At 62.3% G+C, this 15,291-nt stretch carries 9 protein-coding genes and 1 pseudogene; 4 read left to right on the forward strand and 6 right to left on the reverse strand.

The genetic code is table 11. The features are described from left to right. Positions 1–177: 177 nt before the first annotated feature. The 3 genes from AC1DJT_RS26330 to AC1DJT_RS26340 all read right to left on the reverse strand — a co-directional run bounded on the left by AC1DJT_RS26330 (position 178) and on the right by AC1DJT_RS26340 (position 5,399). Positions 178–1,728, reverse strand: a complete 1,551-nt coding sequence (locus AC1DJT_RS26330; protein ID WP_476835190.1) for a hypothetical protein — start codon at positions 1,726–1,728, stop codon at positions 178–180. Further along, complete coding sequence (locus AC1DJT_RS26335; RefSeq protein ID WP_476835191.1) at positions 1,721–4,108, reverse strand: phospholipase D-like domain-containing protein; 2,388 nt, start codon at positions 4,106–4,108, stop codon at positions 1,721–1,723. Before AC1DJT_RS26335 ends, AC1DJT_RS26330 begins: the two co-directional genes overlap by 8 nt. A gap of 532 nt (positions 4,109–4,640) precedes the next feature. After that, positions 4,641–5,399 (reverse strand): hypothetical protein, encoded by a 759-nt coding sequence (locus tag AC1DJT_RS26340; RefSeq protein WP_476769480.1) that lies wholly within the window; start codon positions 5,397–5,399, stop codon positions 4,641–4,643. Between the two features lie 365 nt (positions 5,400–5,764). Between AC1DJT_RS26340 and AC1DJT_RS26345 the strand changes: the two genes are divergently transcribed. After that, the gene (locus AC1DJT_RS26345) at positions 5,765–6,037 is read left to right on the forward strand and encodes a transposase (protein ID WP_476835192.1); all 273 of its coding nucleotides are present in this window, start codon (positions 5,765–5,767) and stop codon (positions 6,035–6,037) included. Here AC1DJT_RS26345 and AC1DJT_RS26350 read toward each other — a convergent pair. Together AC1DJT_RS26350 and AC1DJT_RS26355 are read right to left on the reverse strand one after the other, a co-directional pair. Further along, positions 6,032–9,391: a UvrD-helicase domain-containing protein gene (locus tag AC1DJT_RS26350; RefSeq protein ID WP_476835193.1), complete on the reverse strand. Its 3,360-nt coding sequence runs from the start codon at positions 9,389–9,391 to the stop codon at positions 6,032–6,034. The two genes, AC1DJT_RS26345 and AC1DJT_RS26350, sit on opposite strands and share 6 nt — an antisense overlap. After that, entirely contained in the window at positions 9,391–12,057 is a 2,667-nt protein-coding gene (locus AC1DJT_RS26355; protein WP_476835194.1) for a PD-(D/E)XK nuclease family protein, read from the reverse strand. The genes AC1DJT_RS26350 and AC1DJT_RS26355 overlap by 1 nt, the downstream gene beginning before the upstream one ends. Before the next feature lie 470 nt (positions 12,058–12,527). On the opposite strand from AC1DJT_RS26355, the pseudogene AC1DJT_RS26360 reads away from it, so the two are divergent. Beyond that, a pseudogene (locus AC1DJT_RS26360) lies at positions 12,528–12,650 on the forward strand (IS256 family transposase); the annotation flags it as partial. 418 nt (positions 12,651–13,068) lie between these two features. Here AC1DJT_RS26360 and AC1DJT_RS26365 read toward each other — a convergent pair. Beyond that, a complete protein-coding gene (locus AC1DJT_RS26365; RefSeq protein WP_476769477.1) occupies positions 13,069–13,821 on the reverse strand; it encodes a recombinase family protein in 753 nt (250 codons plus the stop codon). 883 nt (positions 13,822–14,704) lie between these two features. Between AC1DJT_RS26365 and AC1DJT_RS26370 the strand changes: the two genes are divergently transcribed. Further along, entirely contained in the window at positions 14,705–15,085 is a 381-nt protein-coding gene (locus AC1DJT_RS26370) for a helix-turn-helix domain-containing protein (protein WP_476769476.1), read from the forward strand. Continuing rightward, positions 15,069–15,291 (forward strand): hypothetical protein (locus AC1DJT_RS26375; RefSeq protein WP_476835195.1); only part of this gene is annotated, 223 nt, incomplete at its 3' end. The genes AC1DJT_RS26370 and AC1DJT_RS26375, both read left to right, overlap by 17 nt.

Below are 15,291 nucleotides of genomic sequence, written 5' to 3' on the forward strand. Positions count from 1 at the left end.
TCATGCGGCGACGAAGGGCGCTCATCGGCTTGGCTTCGGTCATCGGGAGCTCCTGCTGGGCTGGGTGGCTTCAACACCCAAACCCTCCCAGCAGGAGCCTCCCGTCACAAACCCCGCAGCTTTCCCGCGTCAGCGGGTTCGTTCAATCCGCACCGTCCAACGGTCGAGTGCGTCGATTCACGCTGCGGGATTAAACATCAAGCCGCTTTCGTAGCTCAGCGTCATCGCGGTACGCACACGGTCCCCGGTGGGTGCAGGGCTCATGGGTCGCGTTCCGGGAATCACAGTCCAGCCCCCTTCTTCCATCACTACCTTCAACCGTAGGATTGAACGCGCGCCCTGTCTTGCGTCCTGCAAGCMTCGCCCCACGGCCCAGTATACGTGTTGGGCAAGGACCCATGTCTCGATGGCGTGCCTGATCAGGCCGCGCAGGGGCTCGTCTGCTCTCGAGATGGCCTGAGACTTCGCTCTTGAAACGGGAAGGCGATCCTCGCGGTCGAAGGGCTCCGGATCGGATTGTGCCGCAGCAAGGCTGATCGCAAGTCCGCGCGCAATCGCTGCTGGCAGGCTTTGCCTGCCTTTTTCCTTGAGGGCTGTGTTGATTGCGGCGACCGCCTTTGAGACCGGATCGTCAGCGGCGGCCGTGGCGAGCCACTCTGACGCTGGGGCGCTCGGGTCGAGATCAGCCTGCTTAATAAACGCGGCGACCAGTGCAGCCGTATCGCGTGGCCGCTCGGTGATCGCGTCAATGGTCCAGGCGAGGAACGCTTCCAGCGAATGGCGGAACAGTTGTCTGACTTGCAGTCTACGCCAGCGTTCTGAGACCTCCTGGCTTTCGGGTGGCGGTGCAAAGTCGCTCGCCTCGCCAGCCAGAGCATTCCTAACGTCGGCGACCGCTTCGTCAGGTAGGGCAGCGAAGGACGGAGCACCGCGGCGGTTGGCGGCGGCAATAAGGAGCGACAGACCGCTACGCCTGTCAGGATGGGCATCGTGACCATTTATGTTGCGGGCAGCGTGTGCTTGTTCTTCCACGGTCAGGTTGCCTAGCGCCCATGCAGGAGCCCATGCGAGCGCCTCTTCCATTGTGACGGTGACCGGGCCGAAATCATTGAAGGCGGGATGAACGAGACGGTCTGCGATCAGCGCTTCGAATGCGAGGATGGCGGGGCGCGCACTAGGCGCTGGCACCATGGCGTTTCCTTGAGGGTCTGAGGCATTTCGCATGAGCCAGCCGAGTGCGCGCAGCCCCGGGCCATAGTTTGCTGCGGCCTGCAGGGCGGTCGAGCCCTCTCTGTTGTCGCGGAAGGCGTTCCAAGCCGGGCCTGAGAACGTATAGGCGGTGCCCGGGGCCATTCCGATAGACTTGGCGATCGGCTGCTTGCCGGGGAGGTCCACATCCTTGTCGGCCAACATCAGAGACCACAGGAAAATCACCTCGCACCGGGCGACAAATGCCCTGAGCTCGGGTCCGCTTGTGTCGAGCCCAAGCAAGGATGTGAGGGTCAGCGCACGGTGCCATGCCCACGCAACAAAGGAGAATGGCCGAACGTGTCGTGCCACATTATTTAACCCCTCGGCGACGCGAGCCATATGTTCGAAATTGGTGCTGCGCAGTCCAAGTGGATCGATCGCACTCGGCGAGATTTTCGGGGCCTGGATCAGGCCAAACCCGTCTGAGGCGGCGGCGGCAGCAGCCAGATCGAGAAGCTTACGGTTCGGTTCAGCCATCATTTCCCTCCGGCCAGACGAGCGCCCGTCCACAGCAATTGGCGGCGGTGGCCACCCCTGCGGCGCGCAATTTTCCTTCTTCCATCTTCGGAAGCGACCGAGAGCACTTTGGGCAGGATGGGGACCAACGCCCCAGTACCAGCACCTTGTCGCGTCCCTTTTCTGAACGGAAGGCGTCTTGGAGAATCTTTGCCTCGCTCGTTCGGGCGCCCAAGAGGGCAGAATAGTTGTCCGACGGAGTGCCTGCAGCGAGCGCGTCGACATAAAAGCGCGCCTGTTCGCGCAGTGTCCTGCAGTTACGAACTTCCTCCCACATATCTGGGTACGTCCGCGGTTGGCCGATTATTGCGCTAAAGGATGACATTGGCGCAGGCGAGGGCGGAGGGCCCCCGAGATCGACCCTCATTCTTAGCAGGCGACCGCGCGCAAGCCTTGCTGGGTCTTCGGACTGGGTTGCCATACGTCCCATCACGAGGGAGGTAGCAGCTTCCTTTCGGGGCCCGTCAACGGGTCCAGACGATATGGCCTCGACAAGCCGTCTGAGCCAGCGTTCGGCAGAACCGGGCGGAATCTTATCGGGCATGCGCTCGCACAAGTACGAGGCCATATCGAAAGCTGTCATCACCCGAACGTGGCTCGCGCCACTGGGTAGCATCGCGTCAAAAATGACTTCGAACGTCTCGAGCAATTGCCGCTTTCCCTTGCGGACGGTCTTCTTGGCGCGCTTGCCGTCGTCTACATTGTCCGGATTGTCCGGATCATCTGGCTCGTTCTCGTCATGCAGCGGTCCGCGCTTTTCGCGCATGGCTGATAGGAGCATATCCATGAAGCGCATCCAGCTCCGATCGTGCCCTGCGGGAGCCATCGTGCCCGGCGCCGCTGGAAGGTCGGCGTTCCAGAGGTCGGTCACAGCCAATGGCGTTGCTGGGCGTGCGCGGGCTCCCGCCGAATGCCTGCCAACTCCTGACGGGCCCGAAGGCCCCAGAGATGACGGGTTATCGTGGAAGAACTCCATCAGGACCCGGACGTCCTCTTCTGTCTCCGTGCCCGTCAGAATTGACATGAAGCTGGCGGCCGCCCTGCCAGTGAACCTGCGCAGCCCCGTGACCGAGGCCAACGACGCGAAGCCTTCAGACACGCCCCTTTCGGCCTCGATCCTGAGGACCKACCTCCCGCCCCTGAGTGCTTCGCTTTCAACGCCGGGAACCGATGCGGCGAAGGTACCGCCTTCCTGGAGTGTGAGGTCGGCGAGGCAGACGCTGCCGTTCGGCCCAAGTCGATAGAGTTTCGCCTCGCCGCGCAGCCTCGGCGAGAGCACTCGTCCACTAACGGTATCGCCACTGAGAACCGCACGCAGCACGCCGGGCTTGCCATCGCTATCGTTGTCGTCGGATTCGATGGCCGGGGTTGGTGGCGGGACAGTCGAAGCTTCCATTGTCCAGCCAAGAATTCTATCGCGCTGAACGCGCGCCACGCAGGCTTCGATATTGGTCTGTCCCGTCAGCGCAGCTGCGGTCGCGTTTGCGCTTCCAGAAACAAGGATCCGGCCTTTCCTGCACAAGATCTCGAAAGCTTTAGCGTGCATGCGCAGCGCCCGGTTCCCAGCGAACGGCTCGGCCTCGACTGGTCTGATGTCGATCCTGGCGTTGAACGGCCAGTTACTTCCCATCGACCCTTCCACGGTTCCGCCCCCATGAGCATGAACGAAAGCATGGTCGAGCGAGAGCATGTCGCAGAAATCGCTAATCGCGTTTCCGTTGTCCCAGTAAGGAGCTGCTGCAATAATTCTGGTCGCGCCGCCAAGACCATCGGCCAGCTCCCGGACGCTCTCCGCGATGGGCGCGTTTAGGGAATGTAAAAGCCTAAAGGAGCCGTCTCGCGGGGATGCTGCGGCTGCGCGTTCGATGTCGGCGGCGATGGCCAAACAATGAGGGCCGGCCTCGTGCGTGGCGCGTGTGGACGAAGCGAGTGTGGTGAAGAAACGTGCGGCATCGTCGAAGGCGTCGCCCGCGAAGCTCGGATGGAGGTGTTCTGCGACTTCGAGGCTGCGACCCCAACCCGAAAAGGTGAGATTACCTGATCCAACAACCAGGTGGCATTCCCCATCCCCAGCAAAGGCGGAAATTTTGGCATGAAATATACCGCGGTCCATTGCGACAGGTTCGATTTCGTAGTCTCGACCGGCGCGCTGGGCGCCTTGTTCGGATAGACCCGCACGCACGCCTTCCGCGTCAGCAATGATTACAGCTTCGCTAGTGCCGCCTCTTACGAGGTTATCGAGGACCACTGCTTCAAAAAATGACAGACTAAGCGCGTAGGTTGTGAAAACTGCCCGGTTCCATGGATGCGCTGCCGCCAACTCGTCAGGTCTGAATTCCAAAATGCTACCCCCCCGGCTAGCACGGATTGTGGACTGCACGCTGCAGACCAGTCACGCCATTGCAGACGATTGACTCTCGATCTCTGCCGAATCAAAAAGTCGAGAGCTAGTGGACGAGAGTAGTCTTGTCGTTCCGCTGGCGCATTACAAATCGGTCTTCGTCAGTCATCTTCGCTTAATGTGAAATGGGCGGTGCACAAAGCGCATTGACCAAACGCATCTGTTCAACAGTCTCGCATTTTGCCTCCCGCAAGCGCGGCGAACCGAACACCCGCGCCAGATTTTTGGCTCGCAAGATGGTGACGTTGATCAGAGGAACTCTATGCCCCGCAAGGTTTCCTCCAGCGGATGACGCGGTCATCGAGAGTAGGCAACTCATAAAGCGCATGAGATCTGATGCCGACAACATCGCGTCCTGACATGAGGCGCCGATGACTCGCAAAAACTCAGGACTTACTCCGGCTCGCCCAAGCTCCTGAGAATTCCTCATGGTCATAACGTTTAATATAATCGCAAACCGCGCATGCTGGGATTAAGGTCCCGGCACGAGGCTCTCGAATGAAGCCAATATCGCGTGCCCCCGCCAGAGCGGCACCGGCGGACCGCCATCAGATCGGTCAACGCCACCTTCTGCATTCACCAGGGAAACCGATGCAAAGTGCCCTGTTTTGCCAATGCGCGAAGCCTTTGCAGCAATCGCGTGCCAATTTCCTGGCAGTTCCGCCGATTTCTTAGAATGTCGAACCGCTCGAACCAGGACCCATTCCGGGCCATGATTCCCGATGAACCATATCGAGGGATCGGCCGAGGGGTTGCCCTGCCATGACATCAGTTTCCTACCCTGCGTCTCCAAATGGTCGCGTACGATCTGGACGGCAAAGTCTTGCAACTCCCAGTCCGTCATCTCAATTGGCTCGTCGCTAACCAGCGAAACCGGATCAAGCGATCTGCCTGTCCGCAAGTCGAGGAGACCCCAACCCGACCCAGTTGCGATCCAACCCTCCCTTTCGCGCTGCATAGGCATGAGGCACGCGTGTCCATTGCAGCCTTCCGCAATCGCCAGGAGTCCTTGCCGGCTCGCCGGCACCTCAAGCTTTCGGTCAACATCTTCAAGGCGGACAAAGAAAAGCTGATTGCCTAACCGGAACGATAGATGCTCAAGGAAGGGCGGATCGAGATTCGCCTTCAACCAAGGAATCTGGGCTTGCACTTGTCGCTCGATGTGACGGCCTGCCGCTTGCCAGCAGCATGCAAAGTCATCGGAGACCTCATGTATTTCAATGTCGTGCAAAGGCCACCCATACGATAGAGCATCGGCCCAAAAAACGAATGCCAATTCTAGGCGATAACGATGCGAAATCAATCTCTTATACCGAGTCTCGGAGATCGTGTCTCGGGCCGGCTTTTCCAATGGGTCGATGGAACTGAGTTCCGGTGGACGGCGGCGGCGGCATAGAAGCGCCATTGCCGTCCCCCGAGGCGCCCGTCGCGGGGCGTGGGATAGTCGAGTTCGTACGATCTGTCGTGGCGTACGCCTCCGGGCGGACGACTACGCCGAATAGCTTGAACTGACCATCCATCCGAAACCCATCATGTGGCGGCCTCGCCGACCACGGACAGAAGCAAGGAACCCGCGGCGCTCGGACCCGAGAGGTCTTGACGGAGGCGGACCGAATACAGAAGCAGAYCATCGCGGTTTTGAAGGAGCATCAGGCCGGGTTTGCGGTGGCGGACATCTGCCGGGAGCATGGGATCAGCGATGYGACCTTCCACATCTGGCGCCCGTCACGAAATTGGCGGAGCTGTCGGATATTCGCGCTAAGTCGCCGTGAACGCCTCGACCACAACGTCTCCGTTGATACCAAAGGAGAGGAAAGCCGCAGTCTTGCGCCGCACGCGGATCACCGAGCTTCGGTCGGCTTTTCATAGATTCAATGTCTCCACCCGCCCGGTGGTTGCAAATACGATCAGGCCAACGGCGACGCCAGTCGCGTTCAGGTAATCTCTGACCTGTCCCCGGTAGACCGCGACGACCTTCTCATCGGGATCGACGTCGCTCTTCCAGTCGATGACCAACGACGCACCGCTATCGCCGAACCCGATCGCGTCGGCGATGCCGAAAGTCACGGTGTCAGCGGCATCTCCTTCCGAGAAGGCATAGACCTGACACTCAGGGACGAGCGATCCGCGGACGGACGCCACTTCCGGCAGGTTCAAGGCCCTCGACACTGCAGCGGCCAGTTCAGCCGGATTGCAGCCCCGTCCGGGATGGTCCGCCGGCGTCCGCCCGAGTTCATGAATAAGCACCACAGCCCGCGCTGCGAGACTGGCCTGGTCGTCGGCCGTTTCACCGGTCAACACCTCCTCGAACAGCTTGTGCATAACGAGACCGCGCTCGCGGCCGCCCTGAATGTCGCTTCCGATTGGAAGGTCATAGCCCTCGGACGCTTCGCCGCCGCCGATGACCGACGGCTCGTCCGCGACCGGCTCGGCCTTGTCAGCGTCGCGATGGTCGCTAGGTGCCTTCCAAATCAATCCCCTGGATGCGGTGGCGACCGCGGCGGCTTCCGAGGCGAAAGTCGAGCGTGTCTGCCTGTTCACCGCGGAGGCGAGAAGGGCCGGAACAGCGTCGGCATAAGCCGAGACATCGACCGCAGGCAGATCGCCGATCGTCAGATCGACCACGCCGAGCCAGCTGCGGGCGTCGACCCCGCTGGAAGAGCGCGGCAGGATGAGCAGGTCGCGCGCCCTGGTCGCAGCGACATACCAGAGCCGGACCCGCTCGCGCGCGATCTCATCCTTCTCATCGCTCGTCGCCTGGTCATGGCCCGAGGGCGCGGCTCCGAAGATCTTGCAGTAGAGGTGCGAGGTGCCGCGCTCGATTACCGCGCCGACCGAATTCATCATCCCAGTGGAGGTATTCACTGGCAGCACGATCGGCCATTCCAGCCCTTTCGCCGCGTGCATTGTGTACAGCGAGACGGATTCTTCCTGGGCGTCCGGACGGCCTTCCCCGGCCTTGCTGTCATCCTCCCAGGCGGAGGTCATCGCCTCGGCAAAGGTGCGCAAGCCTCGGATTGCATAGGGGCGCGCCATCGTCAGGAAGAGATCGACGTTGGCGAGGGCGCGCTCGGCCTGGCCTTGATGCCGGGCAAGCAGCGTCGGCCGGACCCGCATCTCGGCGACGGCCTGCGACAAGAGGTCATGAGGCGTTGTCGCGTTGCCGCGCTTTGCGAGCCCCTGCACCCGCGCCAGGACATCCTTGGCGACCGGGTTGGCGACATGGTCGAGTTCCACCCACAGCGTGAACCGCCCCGGGCCCTCCTGGCCATCGCTTCGGGGCACCGCCCAGGCAATATCGAGCAGCACCTCGTCGGTCAGGCCGACGAGCGGTCCGCGCAGCAGCGCGCCGAGTGCCAGGGTATCACGCGGGTCCGCCAGAACCCGTGTCAGTGCGATCAGGTCCTGGACCTCCTGGCGCCAGAAGAAGCCTTTGCCGGCCTGCGTCGCAACCGGCACGCCGCGGCGCTCCAGCGCCTCCTCGAAACGCCAGAGCCCATTGCCCGTCGGCGCCAGCAGGGCGATGTCGCCCGGCCGACAGAGGTGGATCTCGCCGGTCTTGTGATCATGGACCTGGTGGCTGCCGATCAGGCGCGCGCAAAGCTCTGCGACGGCCTCAGCCTCGGCCGCCTTGCTCGCTTCCGCATCCTTCTGCGCGGGCCCCTCGAAATCGAGAGCTGCCACGCAAGGGTGTTCGCCGCGATCGGCGTGCCAATGATCGAGGGCGGTGAAGCCTAGCTGGTTGTTGATCGAGAGTGGGGTCTCAAAGCGCCCGTTGACGAACTCCAGGATCGACCGGCACGAGCGGAAGTTCGTCGCGATCGAAAGGACATTAGCCGGATCCTGCGCAGCGATGGCTTCACGCGCAGCGACATAGGCGCGGACGTCGGCCCCGCGAAAGCGATAGATCGCCTGCTTGGGATCGCCGACCAGGAACAGCGCGCCCGGCCGCAAGGCGCGGGTGGACCAATCGCCGGAGCCGTCGACATCCTCGCCACACAGGCGCCAGAAGATCTCGGACTGGGCCGGATCGGTATCCTGGAACTCGTCGACGAGGACATGGGCATAGCGGGCAGCCAGCGCCTGCCGAACAGGCTCATGTTTGCGCAGCAGGCCGCGCGCGGATTCGATCAGGTCGTCGAAGTCCAGCAGGGCGGCCGCGCGCTTATAGTCGCGGAACTGCTCGATCAGTGGCCGCAACTCGGCCATGAGCGCCGCCAGCAATCGGCCGGCCGCATTCGAAACAAGCTGATCCCAAGCCTCGCAGACCGCCTCGTAGAAGTTCTCCGCCTCTCCGAAGAGGCGATCGGCTTCGGCCTGGGAGAGCCCCGCTGCCCTGGCTGCCGTGCGCCAGGCGCCCTTGCGACGATAAGCCTTGAAGGTGCCGGAGTTCGTGCACACCGCATCGTCGGGCGCCTCGTTGACCAGGCGCACGAGCACGGCGGGGCCCTCATCAGTGAGCGCCGGCAGCACTGCTGCCGCCATGCGCTCGAACGCAACCACAAAGTCGGCCGTGTCGGGATCCACGCAGGGTGCGCCACTGATGAAGGCGCGCAGCGCGCTGACGGACTGTCTGAAGTCGCCGGCGGGGCCCGCCACGGCCTTCGAAGGGGGTGGCAGGATCTCGCGCGATCGGCGCATGCAGTCGGACACGCGTTCGATGGCTGCGACCGTTTCACCGGGATCGACGGCGACCATCTCGATCAGGAGCTGGCTGCCGTTGGCACCGAGCCGATCACGGATCCAGGCGTCCCGGAGGTCCATGAAGGCGAAGTCGGCGTCGTTGCGGTCGGCGACCGAAGCGCCTGGGTCGATGCTGGCTTCCGCCGGGTAGGGTTTGATGAGCTTCTGGCAGAAGCCATGGATGGTCGAGCAGCTCAGCTCGTCGATCTCCTGGCTGGCACGCCGGAGGTTCGCATTCTGTTGAGCATCGAGCGCGCCATGGATGACGCTGGCGAGCTCGACCGGGATGCGGCCGGCCGACAACTCCTCAACGAACTGACGGACGCGCGCCAGAAGCTCGCTGGCTGCGAGTTCCGTGAAGGTGACCGCCGCGATGCTGCGCGGACGGATGCCCGAGACCAGCATCATGGCGATGCGTCCGCCCATGATCGCGGTCTTGCCGGATCCGGCGCCGGCCTCGATCAGCAGTGAACGGTCATGCGCCGTCATGGCGACGATGCGGTTCGCCTGGTCGGGCAGGCTTCGCGAAACAGCAGTCATCAGATCGCCTCCCAAACAGCGGCCGCCGGCCCGAGCATTGATGTCGACGCCCCCTGCTTGCGCGGGTGGTAGCCGTTCTTCGCATTCGCCGGCAGCGCGAAAAGAAGGTCGTTGTACTGGTCGGGGGTATCGGGCCCAGGCAACGCGTGTCCGGACTTCAGACTGTCCCGCGCTGTGGCGAGGTATCCGGTCAGCTCGCCCAGGACCGCATTCGCGTCCTCAAGCGGAACTGTCCGGCCGGAACGCGGGTAGCGCAGCGCAGCCTCGACATGGACGTCGTCGCCCAACAGGACCTTCACCGCGAAGGCATAGAGGCAGCGCTGAAGCTCTTTGCCGCCGTTGATGACGAAGGCCTCGTCGGCCTTGGGCGGCTTGCCGGTCTTGTAGTCGCTGACCCTGGCGATGCTGGTGTCGCCCGCCAGATCGATCCGGTCGATGAAGCCCGAGATCAGGAAGCCCGTACCGGGAATTCTGACCGACTGTTTTGGATCCMAGGGCAGATCGGCCGAGGCCTCGTGGTCAGCGCGCGCGAACGGCACCTCCGCGTAGCTCTTCTGACCGGGCAACGGAGCCTCGTCCTGTGGCCGCACAGCGATGCCTGCGAGATTGCGGACATCGTCGAGGGTCCTGAGCCAGATCGCCGGTGGCGGCACGGCTTGTGTCGCCTCGAACTGTGCCGCGACTTGCTGGGCGGCAGCCGCGATCGCGATTTCGACCTGCTCCTGGCTGGCACCAGCCAATCCTCCCGCAGCCTCGAGGCGCTTGACGGCGCCATCGAGCGTCGCATGCAKGATCTCGCCGTAGCCCCGATTGTCGAGAGTCAGTGGCTCGGTGCCCATGCGAGGCGTCTTGAGGCCCAGGCCATATCGCCAGACGAAGCCGAGCGGGTCGCGCAGGAGCTTGCGCAGCGAGGTCGCCGACTGGCTGCGAGCCAGGACGAAATCGAGTGCCGGATGATCTGCCCGGACCAACCCGTCATGAGGCGTGATTACAGCGAGATGCCAGTCGATCCAGCAGCCTTCAGCGGATGCGGCCAGCGGGGTTGCGCGGAACTCGTCGACCCTGGCGGCCAGACGGTCGACTTCGCTCATCGCATGGGCCGGCGTCCGGTTGCGCTGGAGATAGACGTCAGCACCATGGAGGCCATGCAGGAGCGGGCTCTTGCCCAGCATGCGGCCTTCACCGTCACGCCGGGGGCGCGAGAGCACCACCTCAGTGCGGGCGGTAGCGAGAATGGTCTCGAAGTCACGCCGGTCCGCCGTTCCGATCGGAAGCGGGTCGATTTCTTCGCTCGGGATGATGTGATCGGGCAGCAGGCGATCGTCTGACGCCAGCCTCGGCCAGGCGCGCGAAGTCAGCCCGAGCAGGCGCACGAAGGGACGCGGGCTCGCAGACAGAGCTGAGGCCGGCATCCAGGCGATGGAAGCGGGCGCCGGCGCGCTGTCGTCGAGGCGGATCCCGCCGAGTGTGATCGGGATGGCGATGGCAGGCCCGTTCCCCAGAGCCTTGAGCCAGATACGAAGCGCCGGCTTCGGMAGGATCTCGCGACCGATCTCCTCTGCCTTCGCCAACCCGCCTGCGAGCGTCTGGACGATCGCCTTGAGCTGCTGGCTGTGATCGACCTCATCCGGCCAGTCATTGGCAGAGACTTGCGCCATGAAGCGGTTCCAGGCCGACAGCGACGACAGCGGTGCGTCTTCCGGCAGGATGCGAGACCAACGCTCGGGGAGGTCAGCGAACGGCCCTGTATCCCTGCACAGCGACGACAGGCGCCGAAGCCTCGCCTGCGACAGTCCCCGCGAGAGAATGTCGGCGAGGGCAGCAGCAGCCTGTCCTTCGCGCGTCGCCATGGCGCTCGTGCCGTGGACGAAGCGGATATCTAAGTTGGCATCGCTGCGCAGGGTCAGCATGTGGTCGTCGTAATCGGCGGGGCTTGCCGCGGCGATCGCGATCTCAGAGGGTTTGGCCCGCCCGGAGGCAACGAGCTCGCGCGCCCACCGGATCGCCTCGATCACCTCGTGAAGCGCGGTCGCCGTGCTCACGTTTGTCAGCTTTGGCGAAGCAGCGTCCTCCCGGATAATCTCGACGCCGGCTCCATCAAGCCAGGCAGGCACATGCCGCGGCCCGGCCTGCCAAGTGACGGGCACATGCTTCGTCAGCCCCAGCAGAAGCGGGCGCCAGCAGGGCGACATCTCGGTCTGGCCGATGATCTCGATCGATCCAAGGACCGCGGGAGCATGCTCGATCCGGGCGATCGCGCGCTCGACCAGGTCGCAAGGCCGCATCATACCGGCTGGTAACTTGGTAATGACGGCCTGCTCCAAGGCAGCGACCGCGGCGATACGTGAGTTCTCGCCCGCTCGTGCCTGGAGGTCGATGCCGGATCGCCAGACCTTGTGCAGGGTCTCGGCCGCCGCGCTCGTCATGCCCGGCAGCAGCTTGATCCCGTCGAGCTCGCGGAGGTCTGTCGATGGCAGAGCCTCATGGATTGCGCCGGTGAGTGTGTCGTTGTCGATTCCGCGAGAAAAGCCGCCGGCGAGGCGGGCGGCCGCCTGCTCGAAAGTCACAACGGCTGTGCCAAAAGCGCCAGCTTTGGCCAGATCGACACGGAGCGCCCTCATTGCGATGCGGCCGTGTGCAATCAAGGTCTTCCGCAGATGGTTCAATCGATCCTCCAACAATATCACGGTAGGCGATCATGCTATCGCACAGCCGTCTCCGGCGAGATGTCAGTGGGATCCGCAAATCGAGCGGCGTCGGACCAAGGATGGTTTTGCGCACTGATTGGGACTTGGCATCAAGCTCGGGCTGTAGAGAAAGCTTCGTCGCTCCTAACCTAAGGACAGTCAGTCAGCTGCTGGCGCCCTCCACGCTAAATAGGTTGCTGCGGCATTCGCCACTTGTTATTTTCTGCCAAAGGATTGTGCGTCCCAGACATGTGCGGGGAGTTCGACGGCTTTGCCACGCGACCTGGTCTCCCTTCCGACGACCCGAGCGGGTATCTCGCGATTGGTCGTCAGTCGCTTGGCCAGCGCCGCGCTCAGGCGGTCGCGGATCTGGGTTGATCGTGATCCGCGTGCGGGGGATTGTCCGTTATTTTGTGTTCAGGGCCATAGTAACGCCGATGGAGGCGCATATGGTCATCAAGAAGGATACGTTGGATCAGTTGCTTGCTGGGCGTGATCCGCGGGCTGTTTCCGCGAAGGACGGGCTGGTCGATGAGCTGAAGAAAGCGCTGCCGCMAGCTCGCCTACCGGCTGCGGCTCGGGTGACGAGGGCGGCCAGGCAGCCCCGCTTCTCGACCTCGGCGATGTCCCGTCAGTGTCGAAGCCGACCGCCCAGTAGCAAGTAAAGGACGATGTTCGGAGCCAAATCTGGTCGTGGCGGGAGTACGTGCCCCCTAATGCCCCCCGAACCGGACCACTCCGAAATATGTTATGACCGTTTCCGCCGCTTGCTATTTCCGGCCAAAGGTTTGCTCGCCCTTATCTACTAGTGTGTGTGTGCTCAGCCCAGACACGATCAGGGGAGTTCGACTGATCCGCCCCCACCGAGAGGTCCGATTTGATTGTTAGTGGATGGTGGGTCTGACGGCTAGCGCGGGCGGCGTAGCTGCTCTGGGTTGCGCAGCCGCCCGCGCGGTCATGGTGATGAGCCAAGGTTCAGACCAATGTATTTCATGGGCGTGAACGCTCCAAGTTCCGCTTGGATTTGGACTTTCGGGCGTCCGTGCGCTGCCGAGACCGCCGCTGGGACGAGGCATCCGACTCAACGTAGCCGGCCGCCTTCAAGGCATTGGCTACGCCCACGTGACTAATCTCGATGCGCTCCTTCCGCATTGCCGCCGCTATGGCGCGCAGGGAATGCCCTTGGGACCTGAGCGTGAGCATTCGTCGCAGAATGGCGCGTCGGCGCCGGTCCGGTTCGAGTTCACCACTCGAATTGACTGTGAACCCAAACGGCGCCTTTCCGCCGAGATAACGCTGTTCGCTTCGTTCCCTTATCTTCAGGATCCGCATTCGCTCGGCGGGCAGCTGTCGTTCGCCGATTGCGAGGGGCCCGAGAATGGCAATGAGCACCTCCGACAGCTTACCCCGTGCGATGTCCCCGCCCAGATCAAGACTGTGAACGCTCGCTTCTCGCTCCTGCAACATTCTGAGGATCGTGATCCCTTGAGACGCTGTACGAAAAAGGCAGCCCTGATCAGGAACAATGAGGGTGTCGCCGCGGCCAAGCATCCTCAGGACATCTCTGCCCTGGGTTCGCTGGTCGAATGCGATGAATGCTTCCCTTGCATCTTCAAGATAGATACCGCGGACCTGCCATCTATGGCGCCTGGCGTACTGCTCGATTGAAAGCCTCGCGGCCTCCCATTCGCCGGCATCATCGTCCGCTTCGTCTATCGCCCAGCTATATCCGATGACCTTCATCCCGCCTCCTCGAGGAGTGGAAAGATGCTAGGCAATATTACAACATGATTTATTATTCTCCTGCAATTGCAACAAGTTGTGCTCAATATTGTCCGCTTTTTTCTCCGCTGCCTCGCTCATGTAGGTGGCGGCGTTCGGAAATCATATTCGAAACGAATGTTTCCAAAAAAAATGACAGGCGGCAACCGACGACGAACAGAACCCACCGTCTAGTCAAAACCAGGGGACGACGTGATGGCGTATCTTAGCAGGCGAGCAATCCGGCCGCATCGATTTGATAAGTATCTCTTCTCAAATGAGAAGAAATATCCCATGACTTCCTACAAAGATCTCTGGCGCGCCTCGCGAACCAAGGATGGATTTGAAGTTTGGCTTAAAAATAACGGAATATTGAAGAATTAATATCAAGAATTTAATTCAAGTTATTGGAAGATGTTGAAAGTTCATTTCCAAGATATTTGTGCTGCTGTCCGGGAGGTTGCGCTGAAAAGCGCATGGCAAGGGACTGCTCCCCTCGCGGGAGAGGTGCGCATGGGCTCCAGCCGAGACTTCCTGATCTTGAGAAATGGAGCCTTGCAAGTGATCCGGTGGGTTAATGTTGCCTGGTTAGAACCCCAAGCGATCCTGCATCTACGGACTGACTATTGGCACGTTGTCGGCGGTGCGCTCGCCTCCGCGCGGGGCCGCAAGCGAACAGCGTGATAACCGGTAACTAGAATTCGAAGCGCATGAATGATTGCAGGACGTATGAAAGCCGCCAATCCACGCAGGTGCGGGACAGGGCGCGCTCCAATGAGCCCTCTCAGGCCTACGACAAAAATCTTGTAGAAAGGCCTTGATGTCGATCCTGCCTATCGACATATAGCTTGTCGAAAGGGCGATCATGAACATCCGCGAGCTGACCGAGCGCGCCGGCATTCCGGAGCGCCAGGTGCGCTACCTGATCTCCGAAGGGCTCCTGGCTCCGCCGCGCGGCGGCAGGGCCAACGCCGACTATGGGGACGATCACCTCGAGGCGATCGCCCGCTATCGGCGCCTGCGCGAACTCGGGTTTCCGCCAGCGGCGATCAAACTTCTCCTCCAGGCGCGCGAGGGAGCCCCATTCCCGATCGCGCCCGGTGTGACGCTTGTCGTGAGCCCTGACCTGATGGGGACAGGTCAGCCCGTGGAACCTCTGGTGGAAGGCGTCCAGCGCCTTCTGACCGATCTCTTGAAGGAGCATGCGCATGCGGCAGACGGCGGAACAGATGCAACACAGGATTGATCCTCTCGCCGCCTTCATCGCCGCAGCGTCATCGGCGCGCCTGGCCCATCCGGTTCCGCTGGTGGCGACCAGCATCGATGTCCGCATCGAGGCCGGCGTCGCCATCGTCGCGACGAAGCGGACCTACCGGAATGTGGAAGCGACCGACATCGAAGCGACCCTGACCTTTCCTGTGCCGGTTCACGCCGCCCTGTTCGACCTCGAGG

This window comes from Allobosea sp. 05T422_2, assembly GCF_056396265.1.